Annotated in this window: 22 protein-coding genes; 7 read left to right on the top strand and 15 right to left on the bottom strand. The window is 51.5% G+C overall.

Annotated features, from left to right (window positions below; translation table 11 throughout):
• Positions 1-66: 66 nt before the first annotated feature.
• From BLP53_RS04550 to rluD, 3 genes are read right to left on the bottom strand one after another with little or no spacing between them, the layout of a single operon-like run.
• Entirely contained in the window at positions 67-714 is a 648-nt protein-coding gene (locus BLP53_RS04550) for an HAD family hydrolase (protein WP_091470797.1), read from the bottom strand.
• Between the two features lie 14 nt (positions 715-728).
• Entirely contained in the window at positions 729-1457 is a 729-nt protein-coding gene (gene pgeF, locus BLP53_RS04555) for a peptidoglycan editing factor PgeF (protein ID WP_091470799.1), read from the bottom strand.
• A gap of 3 nt (positions 1458-1460) precedes the next feature.
• Complete coding sequence (gene rluD / locus BLP53_RS04560) at positions 1461-2564, bottom strand: 23S rRNA pseudouridine(1911/1915/1917) synthase RluD (RefSeq protein WP_091470801.1); 1104 nt, start codon at positions 2562-2564, stop codon at positions 1461-1463.
• 47 nt (positions 2565-2611) lie between these two features.
• Here rluD and BLP53_RS04565 point away from each other — a divergent pair, with 47 nt between their 5' ends.
• Positions 2612-3448: an outer membrane protein assembly factor BamD gene (locus tag BLP53_RS04565; RefSeq protein ID WP_091470804.1), complete on the top strand. Its 837-nt coding sequence runs from the start codon at positions 2612-2614 to the stop codon at positions 3446-3448.
• Between the two features lie 69 nt (positions 3449-3517).
• Here BLP53_RS04565 and BLP53_RS04570 read toward each other — a convergent pair whose 3' ends face one another.
• The 12 genes from BLP53_RS04570 to BLP53_RS04625 form a co-directional block, all read right to left on the bottom strand.
• Positions 3518-3928, bottom strand: coding sequence for a hypothetical protein (locus BLP53_RS04570; RefSeq protein WP_245652626.1), 411 nt, complete (start codon positions 3926-3928; stop codon positions 3518-3520).
• Between the two features lie 47 nt (positions 3929-3975).
• Complete coding sequence (locus BLP53_RS04575) at positions 3976-4302, bottom strand: YnfA family protein (protein WP_091470806.1); 327 nt, start codon at positions 4300-4302, stop codon at positions 3976-3978.
• A 70-nt stretch (positions 4303-4372) separates the two neighbouring features.
• Positions 4373-5653 (bottom strand): PQQ-dependent sugar dehydrogenase, encoded by a 1281-nt coding sequence (locus BLP53_RS04580; RefSeq protein WP_245652628.1) that lies wholly within the window; start codon positions 5651-5653, stop codon positions 4373-4375.
• Between the two features lie 106 nt (positions 5654-5759).
• Positions 5760-5984, bottom strand: a complete 225-nt coding sequence (locus tag BLP53_RS04585) for a hypothetical protein (RefSeq protein ID WP_176755216.1) — start codon at positions 5982-5984, stop codon at positions 5760-5762.
• A 140-nt stretch (positions 5985-6124) separates the two neighbouring features.
• Positions 6125-6556 carry an EamA family transporter gene (locus BLP53_RS04590; protein WP_425412893.1) on the bottom strand — a complete coding sequence of 144 codons (432 nt, stop codon included), beginning with the start codon at positions 6554-6556 and terminating at the stop codon, positions 6125-6127.
• 13 nt (positions 6557-6569) lie between these two features.
• Positions 6570-7256 (bottom strand): aquaporin Z, encoded by a 687-nt coding sequence (aqpZ, locus tag BLP53_RS04595; protein WP_091470809.1) that lies wholly within the window; start codon positions 7254-7256, stop codon positions 6570-6572.
• 222 nt (positions 7257-7478) lie between these two features.
• Positions 7479-9659, bottom strand: coding sequence for a putative bifunctional diguanylate cyclase/phosphodiesterase (locus BLP53_RS04600; RefSeq protein WP_091470811.1), 2181 nt, complete (start codon positions 9657-9659; stop codon positions 7479-7481).
• A gap of 127 nt (positions 9660-9786) precedes the next feature.
• Entirely contained in the window at positions 9787-10704 is a 918-nt protein-coding gene (gene trhO, locus BLP53_RS04605) for an oxygen-dependent tRNA uridine(34) hydroxylase TrhO (RefSeq protein WP_091470814.1), read from the bottom strand.
• Between the two features lie 126 nt (positions 10705-10830).
• A complete protein-coding gene (locus tag BLP53_RS04610; protein WP_091470817.1) occupies positions 10831-11499 on the bottom strand; it encodes a GltB/FmdC/FwdC-like GXGXG domain-containing protein in 669 nt (222 codons plus the stop codon).
• Positions 11496-12419 carry a formylmethanofuran--tetrahydromethanopterin N-formyltransferase gene (fhcD, locus tag BLP53_RS04615; RefSeq protein WP_091471385.1) on the bottom strand — a complete coding sequence of 308 codons (924 nt, stop codon included), beginning with the start codon at positions 12417-12419 and terminating at the stop codon, positions 11496-11498. The genes BLP53_RS04610 and fhcD overlap by 4 nt, the downstream gene beginning before the upstream one ends.
• Entirely contained in the window at positions 12419-14086 is a 1668-nt protein-coding gene (locus BLP53_RS04620; protein ID WP_091470819.1) for a formylmethanofuran dehydrogenase subunit A, read from the bottom strand. Before BLP53_RS04620 ends, fhcD begins: the two co-directional genes overlap by 1 nt.
• On the bottom strand, positions 14083-15276 hold the full coding sequence (locus BLP53_RS04625) for a molybdopterin-binding domain-containing protein (protein WP_245652630.1): 1194 nt from the start codon (positions 15274-15276) through the stop codon (positions 14083-14085). The genes BLP53_RS04620 and BLP53_RS04625 overlap by 4 nt, the downstream gene beginning before the upstream one ends.
• A gap of 248 nt (positions 15277-15524) precedes the next feature.
• Between BLP53_RS04625 and ndk the strand changes: the two genes are divergently transcribed.
• The 6 genes from ndk (at position 15525) to hisS (ending at position 21748) form a co-directional block, all read left to right on the top strand.
• Complete coding sequence (gene ndk / locus BLP53_RS04630) at positions 15525-15929, top strand: nucleoside-diphosphate kinase (protein ID WP_091470825.1); 405 nt, start codon at positions 15525-15527, stop codon at positions 15927-15929.
• Positions 15930-16068: 139 nt separating this feature from the next.
• A complete protein-coding gene (rlmN, locus tag BLP53_RS04635) occupies positions 16069-17193 on the top strand; it encodes a dual-specificity RNA methyltransferase RlmN (RefSeq protein WP_091470827.1) in 1125 nt (374 codons plus the stop codon).
• Positions 17190-17984, top strand: a complete 795-nt coding sequence (pilW, locus tag BLP53_RS04640; RefSeq protein WP_091470829.1) for a type IV pilus biogenesis/stability protein PilW — start codon at positions 17190-17192, stop codon at positions 17982-17984. Before rlmN ends, pilW begins: the two co-directional genes overlap by 4 nt.
• Positions 17984-19183 carry a helix-turn-helix domain-containing protein gene (locus tag BLP53_RS04645; RefSeq protein ID WP_091470832.1) on the top strand — a complete coding sequence of 400 codons (1200 nt, stop codon included), beginning with the start codon at positions 17984-17986 and terminating at the stop codon, positions 19181-19183. The genes pilW and BLP53_RS04645 overlap by 1 nt, the downstream gene beginning before the upstream one ends.
• Positions 19184-19185: 2 nt before the next feature.
• Positions 19186-20472: a flavodoxin-dependent (E)-4-hydroxy-3-methylbut-2-enyl-diphosphate synthase gene (gene ispG, locus BLP53_RS04650; RefSeq protein ID WP_091470835.1), complete on the top strand. Its 1287-nt coding sequence runs from the start codon at positions 19186-19188 to the stop codon at positions 20470-20472.
• A gap of 16 nt (positions 20473-20488) precedes the next feature.
• The gene (hisS, locus tag BLP53_RS04655) at positions 20489-21748 is read left to right on the top strand and encodes a histidine--tRNA ligase (RefSeq protein WP_091470837.1); all 1260 of its coding nucleotides are present in this window, start codon (positions 20489-20491) and stop codon (positions 21746-21748) included.
• The last annotated feature ends 22 nt before the right edge of the window (positions 21749-21770 follow it).

A 21770-nucleotide genomic window follows, 5' to 3' on the forward strand; every position in this document is an offset into this window, starting at 1 on the left:
CTTCTGGCAAAAACAAAGTATAAACAAATAGTTAACCGGCAAGAATTCTTGCGGACCATTCACCTGTCAGTATGCTGCCACTATCGCCGCAAGCTGCTCAACCCGCTCGCATCGTTGCCAGTCCGGTTTTACCTGGCTGGCCTCTTCCGCATAACCCCATGTCACCAGCACAAAATCCATCCGGTTGGCCTCTGCAGATAATCCATCTTCCAGGCGGTCGCCGATATACAGGCAATCCTCTCGTTTTAAATTCTGCGCATCAACAATAGCGCCAATCATCTCCGCTTTCTTTCCGAGGGGAGGATTAAAGTAATCCAGCGCATAGACGCCATCGAAATAAGCGTCCCATTGCAGATGTGCAATGATCTTCCCGCTTGGGTAAAAGCGTTTGTTGGTCGCAATGTAAAGGTGATATCCCGCTGCTTTCAGCTGTTGCAGCATGGCTGGTATGCCATCGAAAACTACCGACTGCAGATAGCCGGACGTATCGTAATGTTCCTTGAATGCAGTCGCCAAAGTATTCAATAGCGATGCATTTTCACTCCCGGAGAGTTTGCGCAAGGTTTCCATCAGGGGTGGACCAATCACATTGCTATCCAATGGTGACTTGAGTGGCGTCCCAGTCGAAGTAAATGCCAGGTCAAAACAACTCAAAATACTGGGTGCAGAGTCAATCAGTGTCCCATCCAGGTCAAAAATCAGGTGCTTCTTCATAGGCTTAAACCAGGTTACTCCAGCCAGATCATGCTTGCCATGCGACCGGTATCGCCATCGCGACGGAAGCTGAAAAAGGTTTCCGGCTCACTAAACGTACAATGGTTCCCACCATATATCTGCGTAATGCCTGACGCTTGCAGGCGCTCCCTAGCTATCGTGTATAAATCCCCCAGCCATTTCTCACCATGCGGTTTAAAGGCGGATTCCGCATGCGCATCTTGTGCAATAAATTGCGCCTTCACCTCTATCCCCACTTCAAATGCTTCAGGCCCAATGGCGGGACCCAGCCAGGCCATCAGTTGATTGCCAGCGGCCGGCATGGCGTTGATGGTGGCTTCGATCACGCCATCACACAAACTGCGCCAGCCGGCATGAATGGCCGCGACTGCTGTTCCGGCCTGATCGCAAAGAAGCACAGGCAAGCAATCTGCCGTCATCGTTACACATACCACCTGTTTTCTCGTGGTAAAGCTGGCATCAGCACTCTCAACACAACTGGCCACAGCGGCGTCAATCACACGTACGCCATGTACCTGGTTCAACCATACCGGCTCACTCGGAAGATAATCACTTAACAATTGTCGATTATGCGCAACATGCTGCGGGTGATCCCTGACGTGATCACCCAGGTTCAGGCTGGCATACACGCCCTGGCTAATCCCGCCCTGGCGTGTCGTCTGTAAAGCTTTGACATTTGCCGGTGCCGGCCAGTCTGGAATCATCAATGGCAACTGGGGCATGCCCTATTCCTCATCTTCCCAATCTGCGTCATCCAGCGCTTCATCATCAAAATCATCGTCACCCCAGTCTTCATCATCGTCGCCCATGAAAAGACCGTTTTCATCCACATTGAACTCAATCGGTGGCAGTTCCTCAACCATTTCGGTCACACGCATGGCTTCCAGCAGTTCACGCATATCGTCCGCCAGTTCAATCTGCCATTCCATCGGTTCATTGGTCGCCGGATGGATCAAACCCAGTTTGATTGCATGCAAGGCCTGGCGTTTAAAGCTACCGATCACCTCGCGCAACACTGGTGTCATCATCTTGTGCGGAATAATATTGCCGATGCCATACAACGGATCACCCACCATAGGTGCTTTCAGATGCTGCAAATGCACACGGATCTGGTGCGTGCGCCCGGTTTCCAGGTTGCAGCGCAAGTAGGTATTGGTACCAAAACGCTCCAGAATCTCATAATGGGTAACGGCGGATTTCCCCTTACGCACCACCGCCATTTTGACGCGTTGATGCGGATGGCGGCCAATCGGCTGGTCCACTTTACCGTTACGCCACAGCTGCCCCCAGACAATGGCGCGGTATTCACGCTTGACGGTGCGTGCCTGCAACTGCCGCACCAGACTGGTTTGCGCTTCCAGCGTTTTCGCCACCACCAGCAAGCCGCTGGTATCTTTATCCAGTCTGTGCACAATGCCTGCGCGTGGCACCTCTTTGAGTTGTGGCCACTGGAACAGTAATGCATTGAGCAAGGTCCCGCTCCAGTTGCCGGCAGCCGGGTGCACCACCAGGCCGGCAGGCTTGTTAATAATGATAAGTGCATCATCTTCATACACCACATCCAGCGGAATATCCTCAGGCTCAAATGCATGTTCCTGCGCATTTCTAGGCGGCGTGACCACGACCTGTTCCCCGCCCCACACCTTGGTTTTGGCGGTAGGTGCCTTGCCATCCAGCAAAACCAGGCCTTCTTTGATCCAGCCTTGCAGGCGGCTGCGGGAATGATCTGGCAACATTTGCTGCAACACCAGGTCCAATCGCTGCCCGCCAAGGCTGGCTGGCACAATCAGCGTTAAGGAAGTGCTTTCTTTCATATTTTCAAACGGCATCAGTTATAATGCCCCGAGTTTCCTTATATATAACGACATAAAACAACATGCTTCGCATTTTACCGCTTAACGCCCTGTTCACGCGTGCTTTTATTTTCGTTGCCGCGCTCTCCATCAGTGCCTGTGCCATTTTTGGCGACCCGAATCCGCCTGATGAAACCAAAGGCTGGCCTGAACAACGCCTATATGCCGCCGGCCAGGAAAAAATGATGGACAAGAATTTCGACAAGGCGATCGAATATTTCCAGAAATTGGAAGCACGTTACCCCAATGGCATATACTCGACCCAATCCCAGCTGGAAGTAGCTTATGCCTACTATAAAAAATCCGAGCCTGTATTGTGCATGTCCGCGGTTGACCGCTTTATCAAGCTGCACCCCAACCATCCTAACCTGGACTATGCTTATTACCTGAAAGGCCTGGCGACCTTTAACGAGCGCGGCATCCTTGAAAAATATACCAAACAGGAAATCAATGACCGTGACCCGAAAACCCTGCGCGTGTCATTCAATGCCTTTAAAGAACTGGTAGAGCGCTTCCCGACTAGCCGCTATGTCAAAGATTCAACGCAGCGCATGGTGTACTTGGTCAATACGCTGGCCATGCATGAAATGCACGTGGCACGCTATTACATGCAACGCAAAGCCTATGTGGCAGCGTTGAATCGCGCCAGATATGTACTGGAAACCTATCCGAACTCCAACGCGGTGGAAGATGCCTTGGTGACCATGATCAGCGCATACGATGAAATGAATCTGGACGACCTCAAGGCAGATACCCTGCGCATCCTCAAAACCAACTACCCTGAAAATCCCATGGTTACCGGCAAAATCAATGAGGAAGAAAAAAGCTGGTGGAAGTTCTGGGAAAGCCTGTATCAATAAGCGCCATATCCTCTTACAAATAAAAAAGCGCCGCTGGACTGGCGCTTTTTTATTTGTAAGAAAGTTGCCTCATGAATCGACACCTCTTGCCATTTCTTTCGCGATGCCCTCCGCAGCGAATGCTTCCCGCTCGAAAGGATTGTCATAGTATATATGCCGGCCTTTCATTGCTTGCCATAGCCCTGCCAGCAGATAAGCCGGCACAAACAGGATACCCCAGCGTTCAGCCTGCCTGACATGAATATACTCATGCGGGCGTAATTGCTCGAGCACACCCGATGAGCAGCCTAGAACCACATGCCCCAACGCCATCGCTGCAAATCCGCTCTGTCGCATCAGCCAGTACCCAACCCATCCGCCATGTATCTCAAGCACACCATTGGCAATACGGAGTTTTGCACCGGACAACAGCCAAATGAGCCCAACGGCCACGCCGATTAAAGTCGTTGGCAATGCCCATAGAAAAATCAGGAGGCGCATAATATCAATGCTTCAATTACCAGCGCCTTAACTAACTGAAAAAATAGTCATGCATGCCTGGGAGCAAACATAATAATCGCCATTCCCAGCATGGCGACTGCCGCGCCGAGCAAATCCCAGCCTGTTGGGCGGATACCTTCCACCAGCCATAGCCAGAAAATGGCCACGCCAATATATACACCGCCATAGGCAGCATAGGTGCGTCCTGCGGCCGTTGGGTGCAATGTCAGTAGCCAGGCAAATAGCGCCAGGCTTATTACGGCCGGAAGCAGCAACCAAGCACTTTTGCCTTCCTTCAACCACAGGTAAGGCAGGTAACAGCCCACGATTTCAGCCACTGCGGTCAGCCCGAATATAAACAGCGTTTTAAACAAAGGTCACTCCTGGTGATGATAGATCAGCGACGGTTGAACGACACTTGTTCCAGAAAATGTCAAAACAGCTTTATTCCTGCTCTGAAATCAGCAACTGGTTGTGGTCTGTTTTCAGGTAGAACGTACCATTCTGGTCGATCTGGATGGCACGGATACGGTAATCGCTCAACACCGGCTCAGCATATACCAGGTTAACGCCCTCTTTGCGCACACGGTACAAGGTTGTGTTGCCCATGCCGGCCACAAACAAATCGTTATCCCAGAAATCATTGCGCCCAGTGGCCGGGTACTTGGCCAGTGGACCAACGCCAATGGACGGCACAAACGTCATGGCGGGTTTTTCATAACCTTCATGGCTATTAAACTTATTGCCGTAATAGCCACTCATCCCATCACGTTCATAAATCGTGCCATAACTGACAATCGGCCAACCATAATTCTTCCCGCGCTTGACCAGGTTGATCTCATCGCCGCCGCGCGGCCCATGGTCGGTCAACCATAATTCGTTGCTTTCCTTATCGTAAAACAGGCCGCCGGAAGGCGAGCGGAAACCACTTGCATAGACTTCGGCACTTAATTGCTGCAGGCTGATGCGAATCACTTTGCCCAAGGAGGTCGTCTTATCCTGTACACGTTCAGGCTTGGAAAAATCCCCTATGCTCAAGTATAAAGTGCGATCGTTCTCCCCTAACGCCAATTTGCCGCCGACCTGGTGGCCAAGGATGGGCTCTTTGATCGCCGGGCGGCTGATGTAAATTTCCCGGTCAAAACTGACCTCACTATTTTCAATGTCCACCTCAAATTCACTGACCGCCAGGCGTACGCCGTTGGACACGTCATCCCATGCGGTATAAGCAACATAAAGTGTTTTCCCGATCAGCAAAGAGTCTTTAACGCCAGACAGTTCCTTGCAATATACCAGTTGCTTGCTGCTGCTCTCGTCATCAGAAGTCTCTCCGCCAGGAATAAACTTGGTCAATGGTTTGCCGGGCTTAACCAGCTCCATTGCCTCATTCTGGCGCACAAAATAGACATCGCCACATTTGCTGATAAACAGGAACAAGTGTTTATCCAGCCGTTCAAATGGCCCGCTGGGATACTGGTCTTCAAATGGTAAAGGATAAACCTTGAGAGTTTGTGTACCGAAAACCGAGCTGATTCTTGGTGGCTCAGGGGCTTTCTTGCCCTGTTCGGCTTCCTCTCCTGAAAGTAGCAGCCTGGGCGTCGTTTCCTCATCACCCGCATGTACTTCAGGCACCAGCATATGCCAGCACAATAACAACCAGAACAGGGCCAGAAAGGCATATTTGGAAAACAGTTTAAGGGGGGATAGGAAATTCAAATAAAGCAAAACAGGTTTCTCCGTTCTTATATTTTCATTCGAGTCGCCTCTAACCGGAAAAGTTTACAGGCGCGCTCAGTAAAATAATAACTTTATATTTAAAATAAATAAGTTATTACCCTTTATTAATCCATTTTGTAATATAAATTTTGAGCAGAAGCCCGACAATCATTATGCCCCATGCCATAAGGGTCAGTTTAATAAAGGCTGCAAATGTGTCTTGCTGGCAAATTGGATCAAACATGGGATTCATGCTATCACAACCAAACGCAACGACTACAAAAGCAAAACCGGGACCCAAATGCAAAATGGCAAGCCCATAAATTAACGCACGCAACATACTTTGTATATCCAGAAAGCATGCTTGACCAGCATGGTTGCTAATCAAGCCGTATTGATGAAAGATGATCTGGCTGAAGGAGAAACTAATATTTATTTTCAATGGCGGCTAAGATCACTTTTCCAGGTTCAATGCTTTTTTTAACGCTTGATGGCCAGTACCAGCACGCCTGTGGCCACGAGCGCAATCCCCGCCCATTCGCGCAGGGAAAGCCGCTCACCCAGAAAAAAGCAGGCAAACAGCGCTACCAGTACCAGGCTGAATTTATCTATCGGTGCGACTTTTGATGCTTCTCCCAGTTGCAATGCACGAAAATAGCACACCCATGAAGCCCCGGTAGCCATGGCAGACAACCCAAGGAATGATAATGAGCGAACAGGCAAGACCAGTGGATTGCTCCATTTGCCAGTCAGCCAGATAAAAGGGGCCAGTATGCACGCAATCAGTATGGTACGAATCAATGTGGCAAAATCAGAATCAATACCATTTACTCCGATTTTTGCAAAAATGGCCGTCAATGCAGCAAAGCAAGCCGAAAGTACAGCCCAGAAAAACCAGTCACCCATCATCATTCACCGGGCAGGCTCAATCTTTTGCCGCAATTGTTTTGTAGGCAAAAGCACCGATGATGGCACCGATGACCGGGGCAACCCAGAACAGCCAAAGCTGTGCAACCGCCCAATCACCAACAAACAGGGCAACCCCCGTGCTTCTGGCAGGATTAACAGACGTATTGGTCACCGGGATGGTAATCAGGTGAATCAGGGTTAAGGTAAAACCGATAGCCAATGGCGCAAAACCTGCTGGCGCACGCTTGTCTGTTGCACCGAGAATAATCAGCAGGAAAAACATGGTCATCACGATTTCGGCGACTAATGCCGACAGCAGGGAATATCCTCCTGGTGAATGGATACCGTATCCATTGGCAGCAAATCCTTTGCTGACATCAAAACCAGGCGCACCACTGGCAATGACATAAAGGACTGCCGCGGCAACGATTGCACCGATGACCTGGGCAATAATGTACGGCAACAGCTCTTTGCCCGGAAACCTGCCGCCAACATATAATCCGATAGATATGGCGGGGTTCAGGTGGCAGCCGGAAATCGGGCCAATGGCATAGGCCATTGTCACCACGGTCAGCCCGAACGCGAGCGCAACCCCCAGCAGGCCAATACCAACATCCGGAAATGCGGCTGCCAGTACCGCGCTGCCGCAACCGCCCAGCACCAGCCAGAATGTGCCGAAGAATTCGGCGATGTATTTATTCATACAACCTCCCTATTTTTATCGTTAAGCTTTGTTGTTAAATATGGGCCGCCCACATGATTGCCCGAACACTTCATGCCAGGAAAGCGCTGGCAGACAAGCAGCAGGACCGGGTGCCAATGGCCTTAATATAATAAAAAAAGATTGATACTGGCAATCTTTTAAATGCATGGTCACCAGGGCAAAAGCTGATACCAGCCAACCAGTTGAAGGGTAGCACTGGAATTATGCTGCCGAAGCCATCTTCATCCCGATTAAGCTGGCAAACTGGCTGGCTGGCATAGGCTTACCAAATAAGTACCCCTGCCCCTCTTCACAGCATTTTTGTTTCAGGTAACGACACTGACCTTTATTTTCGATACCTTCTGCAATGGTATGCAGGTCAAAACCATGCGCAATATCCAGTGTAGCACTGACGACAGAATCATCCTGTTTGTGGTCCAGCATGCCCTGTACAAATGAACGGTCAACCTTGATGCGTGTAATTGGGTAGGTTTTAAGCAGGCTTAACGAGGCATAGCCGGTACCAAAATCATCAAATGCAATACCTACGCCATTGTCTTTCAGTTTGCGCAGGGTTTCCAGCACGATTTCATCATTGTCCAGGGCAATGTTCTCTGTAATCTCCAGTTCCAACGCCTCTGCGGGCAACCCATGTCGGGCAAGCACCTCCATGACTTCCTGCACCAGGTCCCCGACACTGAATTGCGCTTCAAACAAGTTAACCCCTATGCGAAACCCAGTTGCACCATGCCGTCGCCAATAGGCTGCCTGGGCACAGGCTTCATCCAGGACCCAGGAGCCGACAACGGCCGCCAGGGGGCCACTTTCCAGAGCTGCTATAAAGGAAATGGGCGTCAAGACACCACGCGCAGGATGATGCCAGCGCAACAATGCCTCGGCGCCGACAAGCGCACCGGTATTCAAATTCACCTGCGGCTGGTAATACAACAGAAATTCGCCTTGGTCGACCGCCCGGTGCAACTCCATGGCATACAGGCGCCGTGCGACCGCCTGCATGCGTAACGATGGTGTAAACAGAAATGCCCTGCCATGCCTGGATAATTTTGCCTTGAACAGGGCAAGGTCAGCATCACTGACCAACTCCAGCGCTTCCTGTGCATGCAAGGGAGCCAGTGCCACCCCGCAGCTGGCAGTCACATGCACGTCATGGCCTTCAACCTGAATGGGCAATGCTATCTGTTGAATAACTTCTTCAGCCAGTTGCATGGCACTCTCAACACTGGTGAGATCAAGTGCCACGATAGCAAACTCATCCCCACCGATACGGGCAACCATATCAGGGGACTGTACCAGATCGGCTATTCGTGCAGCCACATGCTTGAGTACGGCATCTCCCAACGCATGTCCAAGTGTATCGTTTACATCCTTGAAGCCGTCCAAGTCAATCATAAAGACTGCTGCAGGGGTGGGAATGGCCAGGGTATCTTCAACCACACGGTAAAAGTGTGCCCGGTTAGTCAGGCCGGTCAGCAAATCAATATTCGCGCGTTGACGCAGTTCAGCCTCTTCCCTGCGTTGTGCGGTAATATCTTTAAGAATGGCCTCGAACCGCATCTTGCCGGACTCCTTCCAGGCAAACAGGGAGAAGCCAAGCAGAAAACAGCTGCCATCCTTACGCAAGCCGGAAATCTCGGAAAAGCTATCCAGATGCCCCACGGTCTCTGCGGCAATGGCCCTGGCAATGATTTGATGCAGGATGGGACGATCACGTTCAGGTAGCAGCATGTCCATTGAACGCCCCACACCTTCTGCGATGCTATAACCGTGGGAAAGTGCCGCCGCCGCATTCCAGGCAATGATTTGCATATCCGCGCCAAACCACACGACAGGTGTCGCTGAGTTGCCGGCATATTGATCAAAGGTTGGGCGATGACGGTTGCTGGAAGTTTCTATACGCCTGAGCTCCAGGCGATCTGACACAATACGCGCCAGTTCCATTAACCTTCTTTGATCTTCTTCGGAAAAGTTTAAATGCGGTTTGCTATCCAGTACACACAAGGCACCCAGTGCAAGCCCGCCTGGTGAGCGTAACGGCACACCGGCATAAAATCGCACATTGGCAGCCCCGGTCACCAGCGGATTATCATGAAACCGCTCGTCCTGCGTGGCATCGGGCACAACCATGATATGCGTTTGATTAATGGCATGGCCACAAAATGACACATCCCGCCGCATATCGGTCTCGCCAATCCCGACACTTGCCGCGAAAAATACATGATCACTGCCTATCATGTTCACCGCCGCCACTGGCATATCAAACATGCGCGCAGCCATCTGCACAATGGGGTCCAGGCTGGGAATCAGCGCCTCATCATCCAGACCATGCTCGTATAAAGCGGCTAGCCGCTCTTGTTCACTCGCCAAAATTGCAGGGCACTTCATCGCAGTCTCCTGATTCAGAGCTTGGATTAATGAGCTGTTATCAATAACAAGTCATCAGGCTTTATGACATATTTTTACACATTTTCCTGTTACTGGCACCCGTCTGGTGATCAATGGGAAGCTGAGCCTACTTTTGCTTATCGCCGATATGACTTTGACCGCGCATTCTGGCGAGTTGGACCTGTTTTTGACGTTCACGCAGCGAGTCTTTCTTCTCTGCGGATAATTTCTCGAAACAATAGGGGCAAGAGATACCCGCCTCGTATTGTTCGCTTTGCATTTCTTCCCGGGTCAATGGCATGCGGCAGGCATAACACTGGTCATGATCGCCAACTTCCAAGCCATGTTTAACGGCGACGCGCTGATCAAACACAAAGCAGTCCCCTTCCCATAAGCTTTGTTCTTTCGGCACCGTTTCCAGGTATTTGAGAATGCCACCCTGCAAATGATAGACCTCTTCGAAGCCCTGCTGCTTCATAAAGGAAGAAGCTTTTTCGCAACGGATGCCACCGGTACAAAACATCGCCACTTTCTTGTGCCTGTTTTTGTCCAGGTTATCGGCGACATATTGGGGAAACTCACGGAAAGTCGTGGTTTTCGGGTCAATCGCATTTTTGAAAGTGCCAATATGGACTTCGTAATCGTTACGCGTATCCAGCAAGATCACATCCGGGTCTGAAATCAGTGCATTCCAGTCTTCTGGCTTCACATAAGTGCCGACCACATCATTCGGGTCTACACCTTGCACCCCCATAGTCACGATTTCCTTTTTCAGTTTGACCTTCATGCGGTAAAACGGATGGCTATCAGCCCAGGATTCTTTATGCTCAAGGTCTGCCAAGCGCGGATCCTGGCGCAGATAAGCCAGGATAGCGCGGATATCTTCCGGCGCACCGGCAATCGTGCCGTTAATACCTTCATTGGCCAGCAATAATGTGCCCTTGATGCGCAGCATCAGGCATTGTTCCAGTATCGACTGTTGCAATTCTTTGTAATTATCCAGCGTAACGAATTTATAAAGTGCGGCGGTGAGGTATTGACTCATTTAGAAAATAGCTTCAATTCAAAGATGCGCATTTTACCATCCTAAGCCGCTGAATGAAAAAGAGAAATATGCAAAAACAAAACGGGCACAAAGCCCGTTTCATAAATGTTGATCCAAATCAAAAGATTATTGAATAAGCAAAATTTCCGCTTTACCCAGGCCGCCCATATCACCCATCCAGCGCCGTACACGCAAACTGGAGATCCCGGCAAACCTGCTATCCAGCAATTTGAATGACTTATACAGGATATTCAGGAAAGGTAATTTATGCATCCCGCAATCAATCCATGTCGCTTGCAACGCAGGCGCTTTTGCCAGTAACAGGGTACCTCGTTTCATGCCATAGCCTAACTGTGCGCCTGTATTACCCAGCACGCCCAGTGTGCCTGCCATCATATCGGAAGCACAATAATCACCGGCATTGCCTTCAATCAGCAACATACCTCGCCGCATACGGTCACCTGCACGCGCGCCAGCATTTCCCTTGCAGATCAGCACACCGTTTTGCATCTGTGCGCCTAAGAAATCCCCGGCATCACCTTCAACGATGACTTGGCCGGCCGTCATGCCGAAACCCATATAAGCATGCTGTGCATTGGTATTTTTAAAGGTCACCTTAGTGGCTGCGTCGCTGCCATCCACAGCAACTTCAAATACCTCAGCCACTGCCAGGGTTTTGGTCAGTTTAATCGCAGAAATTTCAGCAGCAGTTTTACCCTGTAAAGCCTGTGGGGACAAGGCACGGCAATCAATCTGACGCGAAACCGGCTTGGCAGTTAGTGTGATATGGCTCATGCGACCTCCCCACTTAAAATCGGACGTAGCTTGAAGTGATGCTGTCCCAGCTTGCCACCATAGTTACCGGCAGAAATACGCAAAATGCCATTATCTTTACCCAGGCCACAGGCTGCTTCAATACCGGCTTTCATGGACACGGCAATGTCACTAAAGGTCAAGCCGTTAACAACAATTTCCATCACGCTTTCCACGCGCGGATCCAGCTCACTCTTGACCACACCTTTGAGTGTCGGGCAGAACGCATCATTGGTACTGGCGAACATTTTTGGATATTTGCTACCCACCTTGGAACCTGAACGCACGACGCCCCCAGGGAACGGCATCACTACATTGGGAAACTGACGCATGGCATCAATCGCCGCCTCACAGGCAGTCAACACTTGCGCCTGGCTGGTACCCAGCACCAGGAAGTTACCGCCACCAATGGCGCGCACCATGCCGGTCGTTTCTTCGGTCAGGAATTCACCATCCATGACCGGGATACGCCAGTAGCGTTTGAGCCGGCCTTGTGCATCCGGAATTTGTTTGGAAACCTGGTAACCGTCGCCAAAGAAACGCAAATGCTTGCCCAGGCTGATCATGTCTTCTGACTCAATCCCGGCAAACGCTGCTGCTGTCGGGCAGGTCAGGATACATTGCCCCATACGCGTTTCCAGTTGCTGCATCAGTACCTTACTACCCATGGCAAACAGCAAGACGCTGACGCCAGGACGGCCATCCGGTGTTTCGTCTTCAGTGAGTTCGCGTTCAATGCCGGCTTCCACGCCACAGCCAATCACGCTGGTGGCAAAGCCGGTCATGGCATTGGCTGCGTTATATGCCCAGCGCAAATTCTGCGCGGTAATCAGCACCCGGGTGCCACGCATGTTGAATGCTTCGGCAAAGGTGTCGTCTATTTCTACGCCATTGATAACCATCATGCCCCCTGCACATGGTTGATGACATGATTGCGGCCATCTTCCGCAATATGGTCATTACTGATTTTGAAGTGTTGCATCTGCATGGTGTGGTAGCGGTCAAAATACTGCTTGATGTCTTTTTCCACGCCTATATCAAATGCAGGCTTGGCAGTATGGGTTGCGCCCCACACCACTTTGACTACTTTCCCTTCCTTGACCACCAGTTCACCGTCTTTGAATACCAGGTCCGGTTTGGCAAACATGGCTTCCTTATCCGGCTGCTCGGTGTACACCGTAATATCTGCAGCAGCGCCTACCCCCAAATGGCCACGGTCTTGCAGGCCTATCAGCTTGGCGGGCGCCGAGCGCGTCATGGTGGCGATTTCATACAAGCTGTATTCGCGGTCCAGTGACTTCAGGTTACTCATCGCCTGCGCATCCAGGTTCAGCTTGTCGAAGGCATCGTTGCGGAAAGATTTATCCATCAGCAAGCGGATCAGGTGCGGATAAGTGGTGAATGGCGCACCGTTAGGATGGTCAGTGGTCAGGAATACGCGCCATGGATCATCAACACTCAGGAACACTTCCAGGCCAATCGCCCATTGCAAGGCATTGACATAGTTTTCGTCGCGGTATTTAAACGGCACCACGCCACAACCGGCATCGCACTCGATATCCATAATCACCGATTTTTTCGGGTTGGCAACTTTGGCATTCAGGTGCTGCATCATGTTGTCGCCGGAAGCCGTTACGGTCTGACCGAACAGGATCTGGCCAACATCGGCAGTGATGTGTTTATTTTTATTGATCGCTTCAGCAATATTGGCGGCGGCAGAAGAAAACTTCTTGTCGCCTTCCGTCCCATAACTATGAAACTGGATATGCGTCAAATGCATGGGCAAGCCATCACTGGCGCCCATGGTATCTAACGTGGTCTGGAAGTTACCTGCCACGCCCAGGTTGTTACAGTGTACATGCAGCGGCTTGGCAATACCCAGCTCATTCACCGCACGGCTTAAGGCCTGCAAAATCCGGCGGGGCGTGATGTGGTAATAACTATGTTGCTGATCCAGGTCCTGGCGACGTTCATTGAACTTGAATGCAGAAATACCGCCCGGGTTGACAACCTTGATACCGATGGTTTGCGTCGCATGCAACGTCCAGGCAACGTAATCATTAATGGCTTTCTGGTCAGCATTCTGGCTCAGCAGACGCAACAAGTAATCATCGTTGCCGAGCATGGCATAGCCACCCTTGTCGATCATGGGTGTATCACCCATTTCCATATGAGCCTGCCGTGCATTCACCGCCAGGATTGCCGGTTCAAAGGCAGCGGTATAGCCCATTTCGATATAGCGCATGCCGGTATCAGTGGTATTCGGTGTCGCATGATGGCTGCAATTGGCGCCACAGATATGTGCTTCCGGTTCCTGCATGCGGCGCATTTCCTGGTATTCAGGCAACAGCATGCGGGCAATATTCACTTTGCCGCCTCCGATATGGCTATGCATATCAATAGCGCCGGCCATGACAATTTTGCCATTTACATCAAACACCTGGCCGATTTTCTCGCTGTCAGCCGGTTTGGCAATAATGCGGCCATCACGGATATAGATATCCTGTACCACACCATTTTTATTGTGTGCGGGGTCAATCACTTTAGCATTCTTAAGTAGCGTGATCATGCCTCGCCTCCTTTATTTCCCAGCACTTTTTCTATCATCGCCACCACTTGCGATAAGGTGGATACATTGGAGGGCTTGGCTGCCGTCAGCGGCAATGTGACGGAACCATCCACACGGAATTGCTGACCGCCAGTATCCAGCCCAGGGGTAGCAACAGGAATAAACACTGCTGGTGGCGTGGAGAATTTACTGTCTGGCGCACCAAGTACAATCACTGGTACTTCACTTTCGGCTGGCATGGCTTCAGGACTAAAGCTGTTCACCCACACCACAACGTCATGATCCTGCCAGTTTGGCGCATCAATAATCACACCATTCAGCCAGGTATGCGCGTAATTCACGCTGGTATCGCCATCACTGCCACCCAGTGACAAACCCATGGCGCGCGTTTTCTGGTTCAGTGCAACGACGGTTTCGGTGATATTTTCAATGATCAATTCGGCATGGTCATAATGCAGATCCTTGGAGACCCAGACCAGGGTAGCGTACTTGGCCGCTTTCAATGTTGCAGCCAATGTCTTCAGTGTGTTAACTGCAACGCCTGCTACACTTTCACCCGTGACAGGTTTGTCCATGACTAACGCTCGCAAAGCTGCGACGACCTCAGGCAAATGTTCGGGGGGACAGGCAATCACTTGTGGGGCACGGCCATCAGGCGCAACACCCGCCTGGGTTTTGAGCTTATCGCCGCCCAGGTAAATAATCTGGCGGGCACCAGGTTCGGTAAACATGGCTTCATCCACCCACACCACACGTTCAAAAAAGCGTGCATTGTGTGTCACCACATCAGTCCCTATCATCAGGATGACATCGGCACGGTTGCGCACTTCGGTCAGGGTCGTTGTCTGCCAGCCACGATGTTGCAGCACCTTCATATTACGCAGTGTGCTGCTGGCATTCAGATGTGTCATGGCAGCGCCGGTATGGTTAGCCAGGCTGACCAGTGCGCGTGCACCATGCACATCGGTACTGCTGCCAGCCACCAAAGGCGCTTTGGATTGCTGCAACAATGCCGCTGCGGCCTTGACGGCATCGGCTAATGCAACCGGGCGACCATCAACCTGCGGTTGGGCATCCGTGGTTTTGCGCGCATAGAATTTCGCTGCCTTGCCACACGAAAACTGCTGCCTAGCAATCGCATCCCCTGAAATATCATCGCATAGCAAGCCACAGGCCGGGCATGCATGCATGATGTACTCTGTATTTATCATGTCCAAGTTAGTCTCTCGTTTACGCCGGTAAAAAACCAGCGTCATCGTTGAAAACCATCACATCATAAAACATCTATCCCCGATAGATAAAAAAAATAAAGCCGTGAACACATGTTATTTAGGCCCTTAGGTAGAAACAACCCGCCAATCAGGTTTATCTATCACGTTAAAAATAGTAGAATAGCTGTTTGATTTTTCTTGTTAATTAACTACACATTGGAGTTCTCATGGCTTTAGAGCGCACACTCAGCATTATCAAACCAGACGCCGTTGCAAAAAACGTGATTGGTCAAATCTACACCCGTTTTGAAAACGCCGGTTTGAAAATCGTTGCCGCTAAATTTGTACAACTGACACAGGCTGAAGCTGAAGGTTTCTACGCTGTGCACAAAGAGCGCCCTTTCTTCAAGGACCTGGTGAAATTCATGATCTCCGGCCCGGTGATGATACAAGCCCTGGAAGGCGAAAACGCAGTTCTGAAAAACCGTGAACTGATGGGTGCCACCAACCCGAAAGACGCCGCACCAGGCACTATCCGTGCTGACTTCGCTGAAAGTATTGATGCTAACGCTGTACACGGTTCCGATTCATTGGAAAATGCGGCAATCGAAATCAAATACTTCTTCGGCTAATCAGAATCTTCGTCATGACACGGCGTTGCTTGCAAAAAATGACTTCCCTGCCTACTTGCATGTATGCGGCATCATCATTTTTTACGCGCGCCCTGTCTGATTCAGAAGCTTGATTAATTTGCGCAAATAAGGAAAAACCTTGGTTAATTTATTGAATTTTAACCAGCAGCAACTCGCCGAGTACTTTTCAAGCCTCGGCGAGAAGCCTTTCCGCGCCAAGCAATTGATGCGCTGGATGCATCATTTCGGGGTACTTGACCTCGACCAGATGACCGACATCGCCAAAGTCCTGCGCGAGAAATTGCGCCAGGAAGCCCAATTTGCGTTGCCAGATATTCAGCTGGAACAAGTCTCCGACGATGGCACACGTAAATGGCTGGTTGGCACCAATAATTTTAAAGATGGCACCTCCAACAGTGTGGAAACCGTCTTTATCCCAGAGGATGACCGCGGGACCTTGTGCATTTCCAGCCAGGTAGGCTGCGCTCTGGAATGTACATTTTGCAGTACCGGTCGCCAAGGATTCAACCGCAATTTAAATGTCTCCGAAATCATCGGTCAGCTATGGATTGCCAATAACGCGCTGCGCCAGGCGCCGGGATACGATTTACTGCCACCCGGCGAACGTATTATTTCCAATGTGGTCATGATGGGCATGGGCGAACCACTCGCCAACTACGATAATGTAGTGACTGCCATGCAAATTATGCTGGATGACAGTGCTTACGGCCTGAGTCGCCGCCGCGTGACTTTATCAACCAGCGGCATGGTACCGGCCATGGACAAATTGAAAGAAGACTGCCCGGTGGCATTGGCTGTTTCTCTGCATGCACCTAACGATGCCCTGCGTGACGAAATTGTCCCTATCAATAAAAAATACCCGATCAAGGAACTGATGGCGGCTTGCGAGCGTTACCTGGTCAAAGCGCCGCGTGACTTTATCACCTTTGAATATGTGATGCTGGACGGCGTGAATGACACACTGGAACATGCCAAGCAGTTGATGGAAGCTGTGCGGGACGTGCCCTGCAAGTTTAACTTGATCCCATTCAACCCTTTTCCCAACAGCGGCTATGGCACGTCCAAACCCATGCAGATCCGCGCGTTTCGTGATATGTTAATGCAGGCAGGTTATGTCGTGACCGTGCGTAAAACACGCGGGGAGGACATTGATGCAGCCTGCGGCCAGCTGGCAGGTAAAGTATTGGATAAAACCCGGCGCACGCAAAGAACCTTTGCTATTCAACCAGACAACAGGTCATGAGACTCCATTTTGCACACCTTCTATCAGTCGCCCTGCTCGCTATCTGCATGTGGCTGGCCGGTTGTGCACAAAATCCATCCGGCGCCAATACTCTGCCTTACGACCAGCAGCCCATTGGCCGTGAAAGCGGAGATGTCGAATCAGCGCGTGTACATACCGAGCTCGGTGCAGAATATTTCCGCCTCAAACGCTATGATGTAGCGCTGGAAGAATTTACCACCGCAACCGAACGCAGCCCCAGCTATGCCCTTGCCTACAACGGCCTCGGGCTGGTGCACGCGGCATTGGGTGACAAACCTCGTGCTGAAGCTGCTTTCCAGCGCGCAATTCAGTTACAGCCCGCCAATTCTGAATCACATAACAATTATGGCCGTTTCCTGTGTGACCAGGGACGTTTCGATGATTCGCAAAAAGAATTCATGCTGGCCGTAAAAAACCCGCTCTACAAAACACCGCAGGTCGCTTATTACAATGCGGGCGTGTGTGCCTTGCGCAGCCAGCAAAAAACGCAGGCTGAAAACTATTTCAGCACAGCGCTGCGCGTAGACCCGCTGGCCCATGCCAGTGCCTACCAGCTAGCGAATTTGCAGTTTGGCCGCGGCGATGCCAGTGCCGCACTGAATACATTGCAGAATAGCGTGAATGTTGCCCCCACGCCCCAGTCATTATTACTGGCAGTGCGCATTTGCCGTGCATTGCAGCTGCAGGATGATGCGCATCTATACAGCATCCAGTTACATAAACTGTTTCCCAATGCCAATGAAACCAAACAATTGCTGAAAATGGAGTAATGCTAGTGACGTCAGAAGATAAAGATAACGTCAACGCCATCCCTACCGAGGCGGCGGAGAAACCGAAACGTGGACGCAGGCGTAAAGTGGAGACCGAGGCGGAAGCACACGCCCAGCCCCCGCAGGTAGCGGAAATACAATCATCTGAGACAGTTTCTCTGGAGAGTGGTCAGATCTCTGATACCCAGCCTTCCTTGCAGCAAGACGTATCACCGCAAGCCACTGAAGACGCTGCGCCAGCCGTGCCGTACGGCTCTGGTTGCGGCAATGTATTGAAAGCCGCACGTGAAGCACAAGGTCTCAGTATGCACGAGGTGAGCAGCCAGTTACGCTTGGGCATTAGACAAATCCAGGCCATCGAGCAGGATGATTTCGACAAATTACCGCAGCCTAGCATTGTGCGTGGCTTTATCCGTAACTATGCCAGGTTGCTGAATATTGACGTCACACCGATCCTGGAAGCCTATCAACGTATCGTGCCAAACACGGCACCATTGCCGCTGAGCGTTAAATCCAATGCCAGACCATCTGTTATTGATAAACCGGTACGCACAATACGGCCGCAGCGGATCCTCTCGTTCTTTATTTTCCTGATCCTGGCGGCGATTCTGGCTTATTTTTATATTTACCACGTCAAACCGCAAGCGCTCAAAAATGCATCGCTGGCGCTGGATGCTGACAATATCAGCGAGGCTACCGATCAAAAAATCAACCTGCCGGAGCCAACCGTTGACCCTGCCACACCTGCCGTGACAGAACCAGCTGCTGTATCAGAAAATACCGGCACCACAGCCACATCGCCTGCGGCTGACGCCATAGTGAACAACCCAGCGGATGCAGCGCCACCTGCCGAACCAGATAATCTGACTGCAGCCATCCCTGGCAGTACAGTTGTCAGCTCTCCTACGCCTGCGGCTAACAGTACGACAGAAAATATGACGCTCAAAGCTCTTGATCCGCAAAAAGCCACATTGGTATTTCGCGTGAGCGAAGATTCCTGGGTACGGATTGAAGATATGCAAGGCAAGAAAGTTTTCAGTGAAGTGCTGACTGCCGGCTCCGAACATAGCGTCGTGACCGAAAAACCCGTTAATGTCATTGTCGGGCATGCCGAGGTGACACAGATGACCATTGACAATCAGCCTTATGACCTGACGCAGGCCACCCGTGGTCGCGTTGCCCGCATCCAGCTGAAATAACCATGATACAACGTCGAAATACTCGCCAGGTCATGATAGGCCATGTGGCTGTCGGTGGCGGCCTGTATGGCACCACGCCGGCATCGGTCGTTGTACAAAGCATGACCAATACCGATACGGCAGATGCCGAAGCCACCATTCGCCAGGTATATGAGCTTTGGCAGACCGGCTCGGAAGTAGTACGGATTACCGTGAACTCCCCTGAAGCGGCTGCACAGGTCGCTACCATACGCAAAGGTCTGGATGTATTGGGTTGCAATGTGCCATTGGTCGGTGATTTTCACTTTAATGGCCACAAACTGCTGCAAGCCTATCCGGATTGCGCCGCAGCCCTGGCCAAATACCGCATCAACCCTGGTAACGTCGGTAAAGGCAGCAAGCGTGACGAACAGTTTGCCGCCATGATTGAAGCCGCCATCCATTATAAAAAAGCGGTACGGATTGGGGTTAACTGGGGTAGCCTGGACCAGGCCAAGATGGCGCAGATGATGGATGACAATGCAAAACTGGCAGTGCCATTATCAGCTGATGCATTGATGCGTGAAGCCCTGATCCAGTCAGCCCTGGAAAGTGCGCAACAGGCGGTGGACCTTGGGCTGGATCCAAACCAGATTATCATTTCCTGCAAGGTCAGCAATGTACAGGACCTGATCCAGGTGTATACCGACCTTGGCCAGCGCTGCGACTACCCGCTGCATTTAGGCCTGACCGAGGCCGGTATGGGCTCCAAAGGTGTGGTGGCTTCCACTGCCGCGCTGGCAATTCTGTTGCAAGCCGGCATAGGCGATACTATCCGTGTGTCACTGACGCCGGAGCCGAGCGAATCCCGCACCAAAGAAGTCGTGGTGGCGCAGGAAATCCTGCAAACCATGGGCATACGCTCATTTACACCGTTGGTCACCGCCTGTCCTGGCTGTGGACGTACCACCAGTACCTATTTCCAGGAACTGGCCTTGCAGATCCAGACCTGGTTACGCCACCAGATGCCGGTCTGGCGCAGCCAGTATCCCGGCGTCGAAACGCTCAACGTTGCAGTCATGGGTTGCGTCGTGAACGGTCCTGGTGAATCCAAACTGGCGAATATCGGTATCAGCCTGCCTGGTACGGGCGAAACACCGGTTGCCCCGGTATTTGTCGATGGGGAAAAAACCGTGACGCTGAAAGGCGATCATATTGCCCAGGAATTCCAGCACATTGTGGATGAATATGTCCGCACCCATTACGCCGAAGGCGGCAAATTACGCACTGCCAAGGCAAGCGTCATCCCGATTGTTGCTGTACAAGAATAACTCAAGCCGTTAAGTCATGACTCAAAAATTCCAATCCATTAAAGGCTTCTACGATATTTTGCCGGAAGCCACCCCGCTCTGGTTCAAGCTGGAAGACACCGCACGCCGCATCTTGAGCCAGTATGGTTACAACAATATCCGCATGCCACTGGTGGAACCAACCGAACTGTTTGTGCGCAGTGTGGGTGAACATACCGATATCGTCGAAAAGGAAATGTACGCTTGGGAAGATGCCCTGAATGGCGACAAACTGACCTTGCGCCCGGAAGGCACTGCCGGCTGTGTCCGCGCCGTGGTGGAACACAACCTGACTTACAATGGCCCGCAACGCCTGTGGTACATGGGGCCCATGTTCCGCCACGAAAATGTGCAAAAAGGCCGCCAGCGCCAGTTTCACCAGATCGGCGTGGAAGCGTTTGGCTTTGATGGCCCGGATGTGGATGCCGAACAAATCGTATTGCTGGCGCGTTTGTGGCAAGCGCTGGATATCCAGGATGTGGAATTACAGATTAACAGCATCGGCGATGCCGACGAGCGCGCGCAATACCGCCAAACCCTGATTAGCTACTTCGAGCAACACGCAGACTTGCTGGATGAAGATGCCAAACGTCGCCTGCACAGCAACCCGTTACGGATTCTGGATAGCAAGAATCCGCGCATGCAGGCCATGTGCGAAGCTGCGCCAAAGCTGATGGACGGCCTGGGTGAAACTTCCAGGCAGCATTTTGCGCAATTATGCGCCTTGCTGACCCAGGCTGGCATTGCGTACACCATCAACCATCGCCTGGTGCGTGGCCTGGATTATTACAACCGCACCGTGTTTGAATGGGTCACCACCAAGCTCGGTGCCCAGGGCACGATTGCCGGCGGTGGCCGTTACGATATGCTGGTCGAACGCATCGGCGGCAACGCGACACCAGCCTGCGGTTTCGGTATAGGGCTGGAGCGTGTGTTCCTGCTTATGCAGGAATATGGTGTCACCGCACATAACCAGCCGGACATCTACCTGGTCAATGTCGGCGAACTGGCCGGGCAAAAAGCCTTTACCGTGGCCGAAAACCTGCGTAGCATGGGCTTGAGTGTCGTGCTGCACGCCGGTGGTGGCAGCTTCAAGTCACAAATGAAGAAGGCAGATCGCAGTGGTGCAAAATTCGCAGCGATTCTCGGTGACGATGAAGCCATCGCCAACGAAATCAGCCTCAAACCCATGCTGGGACAAGGCGAACAGGCACGCGTGAAACTTGAGCAGGTATTAAGCATCATTCAGTCCAGTTAACCGTTTTTCGCGCAGGAGGCCA

The organism is Methylophilus rhizosphaerae (genome assembly GCF_900100975.1).
GTDB classification, from domain to species: domain Bacteria; phylum Pseudomonadota; class Gammaproteobacteria; order Burkholderiales; family Methylophilaceae; genus Methylophilus; species Methylophilus rhizosphaerae.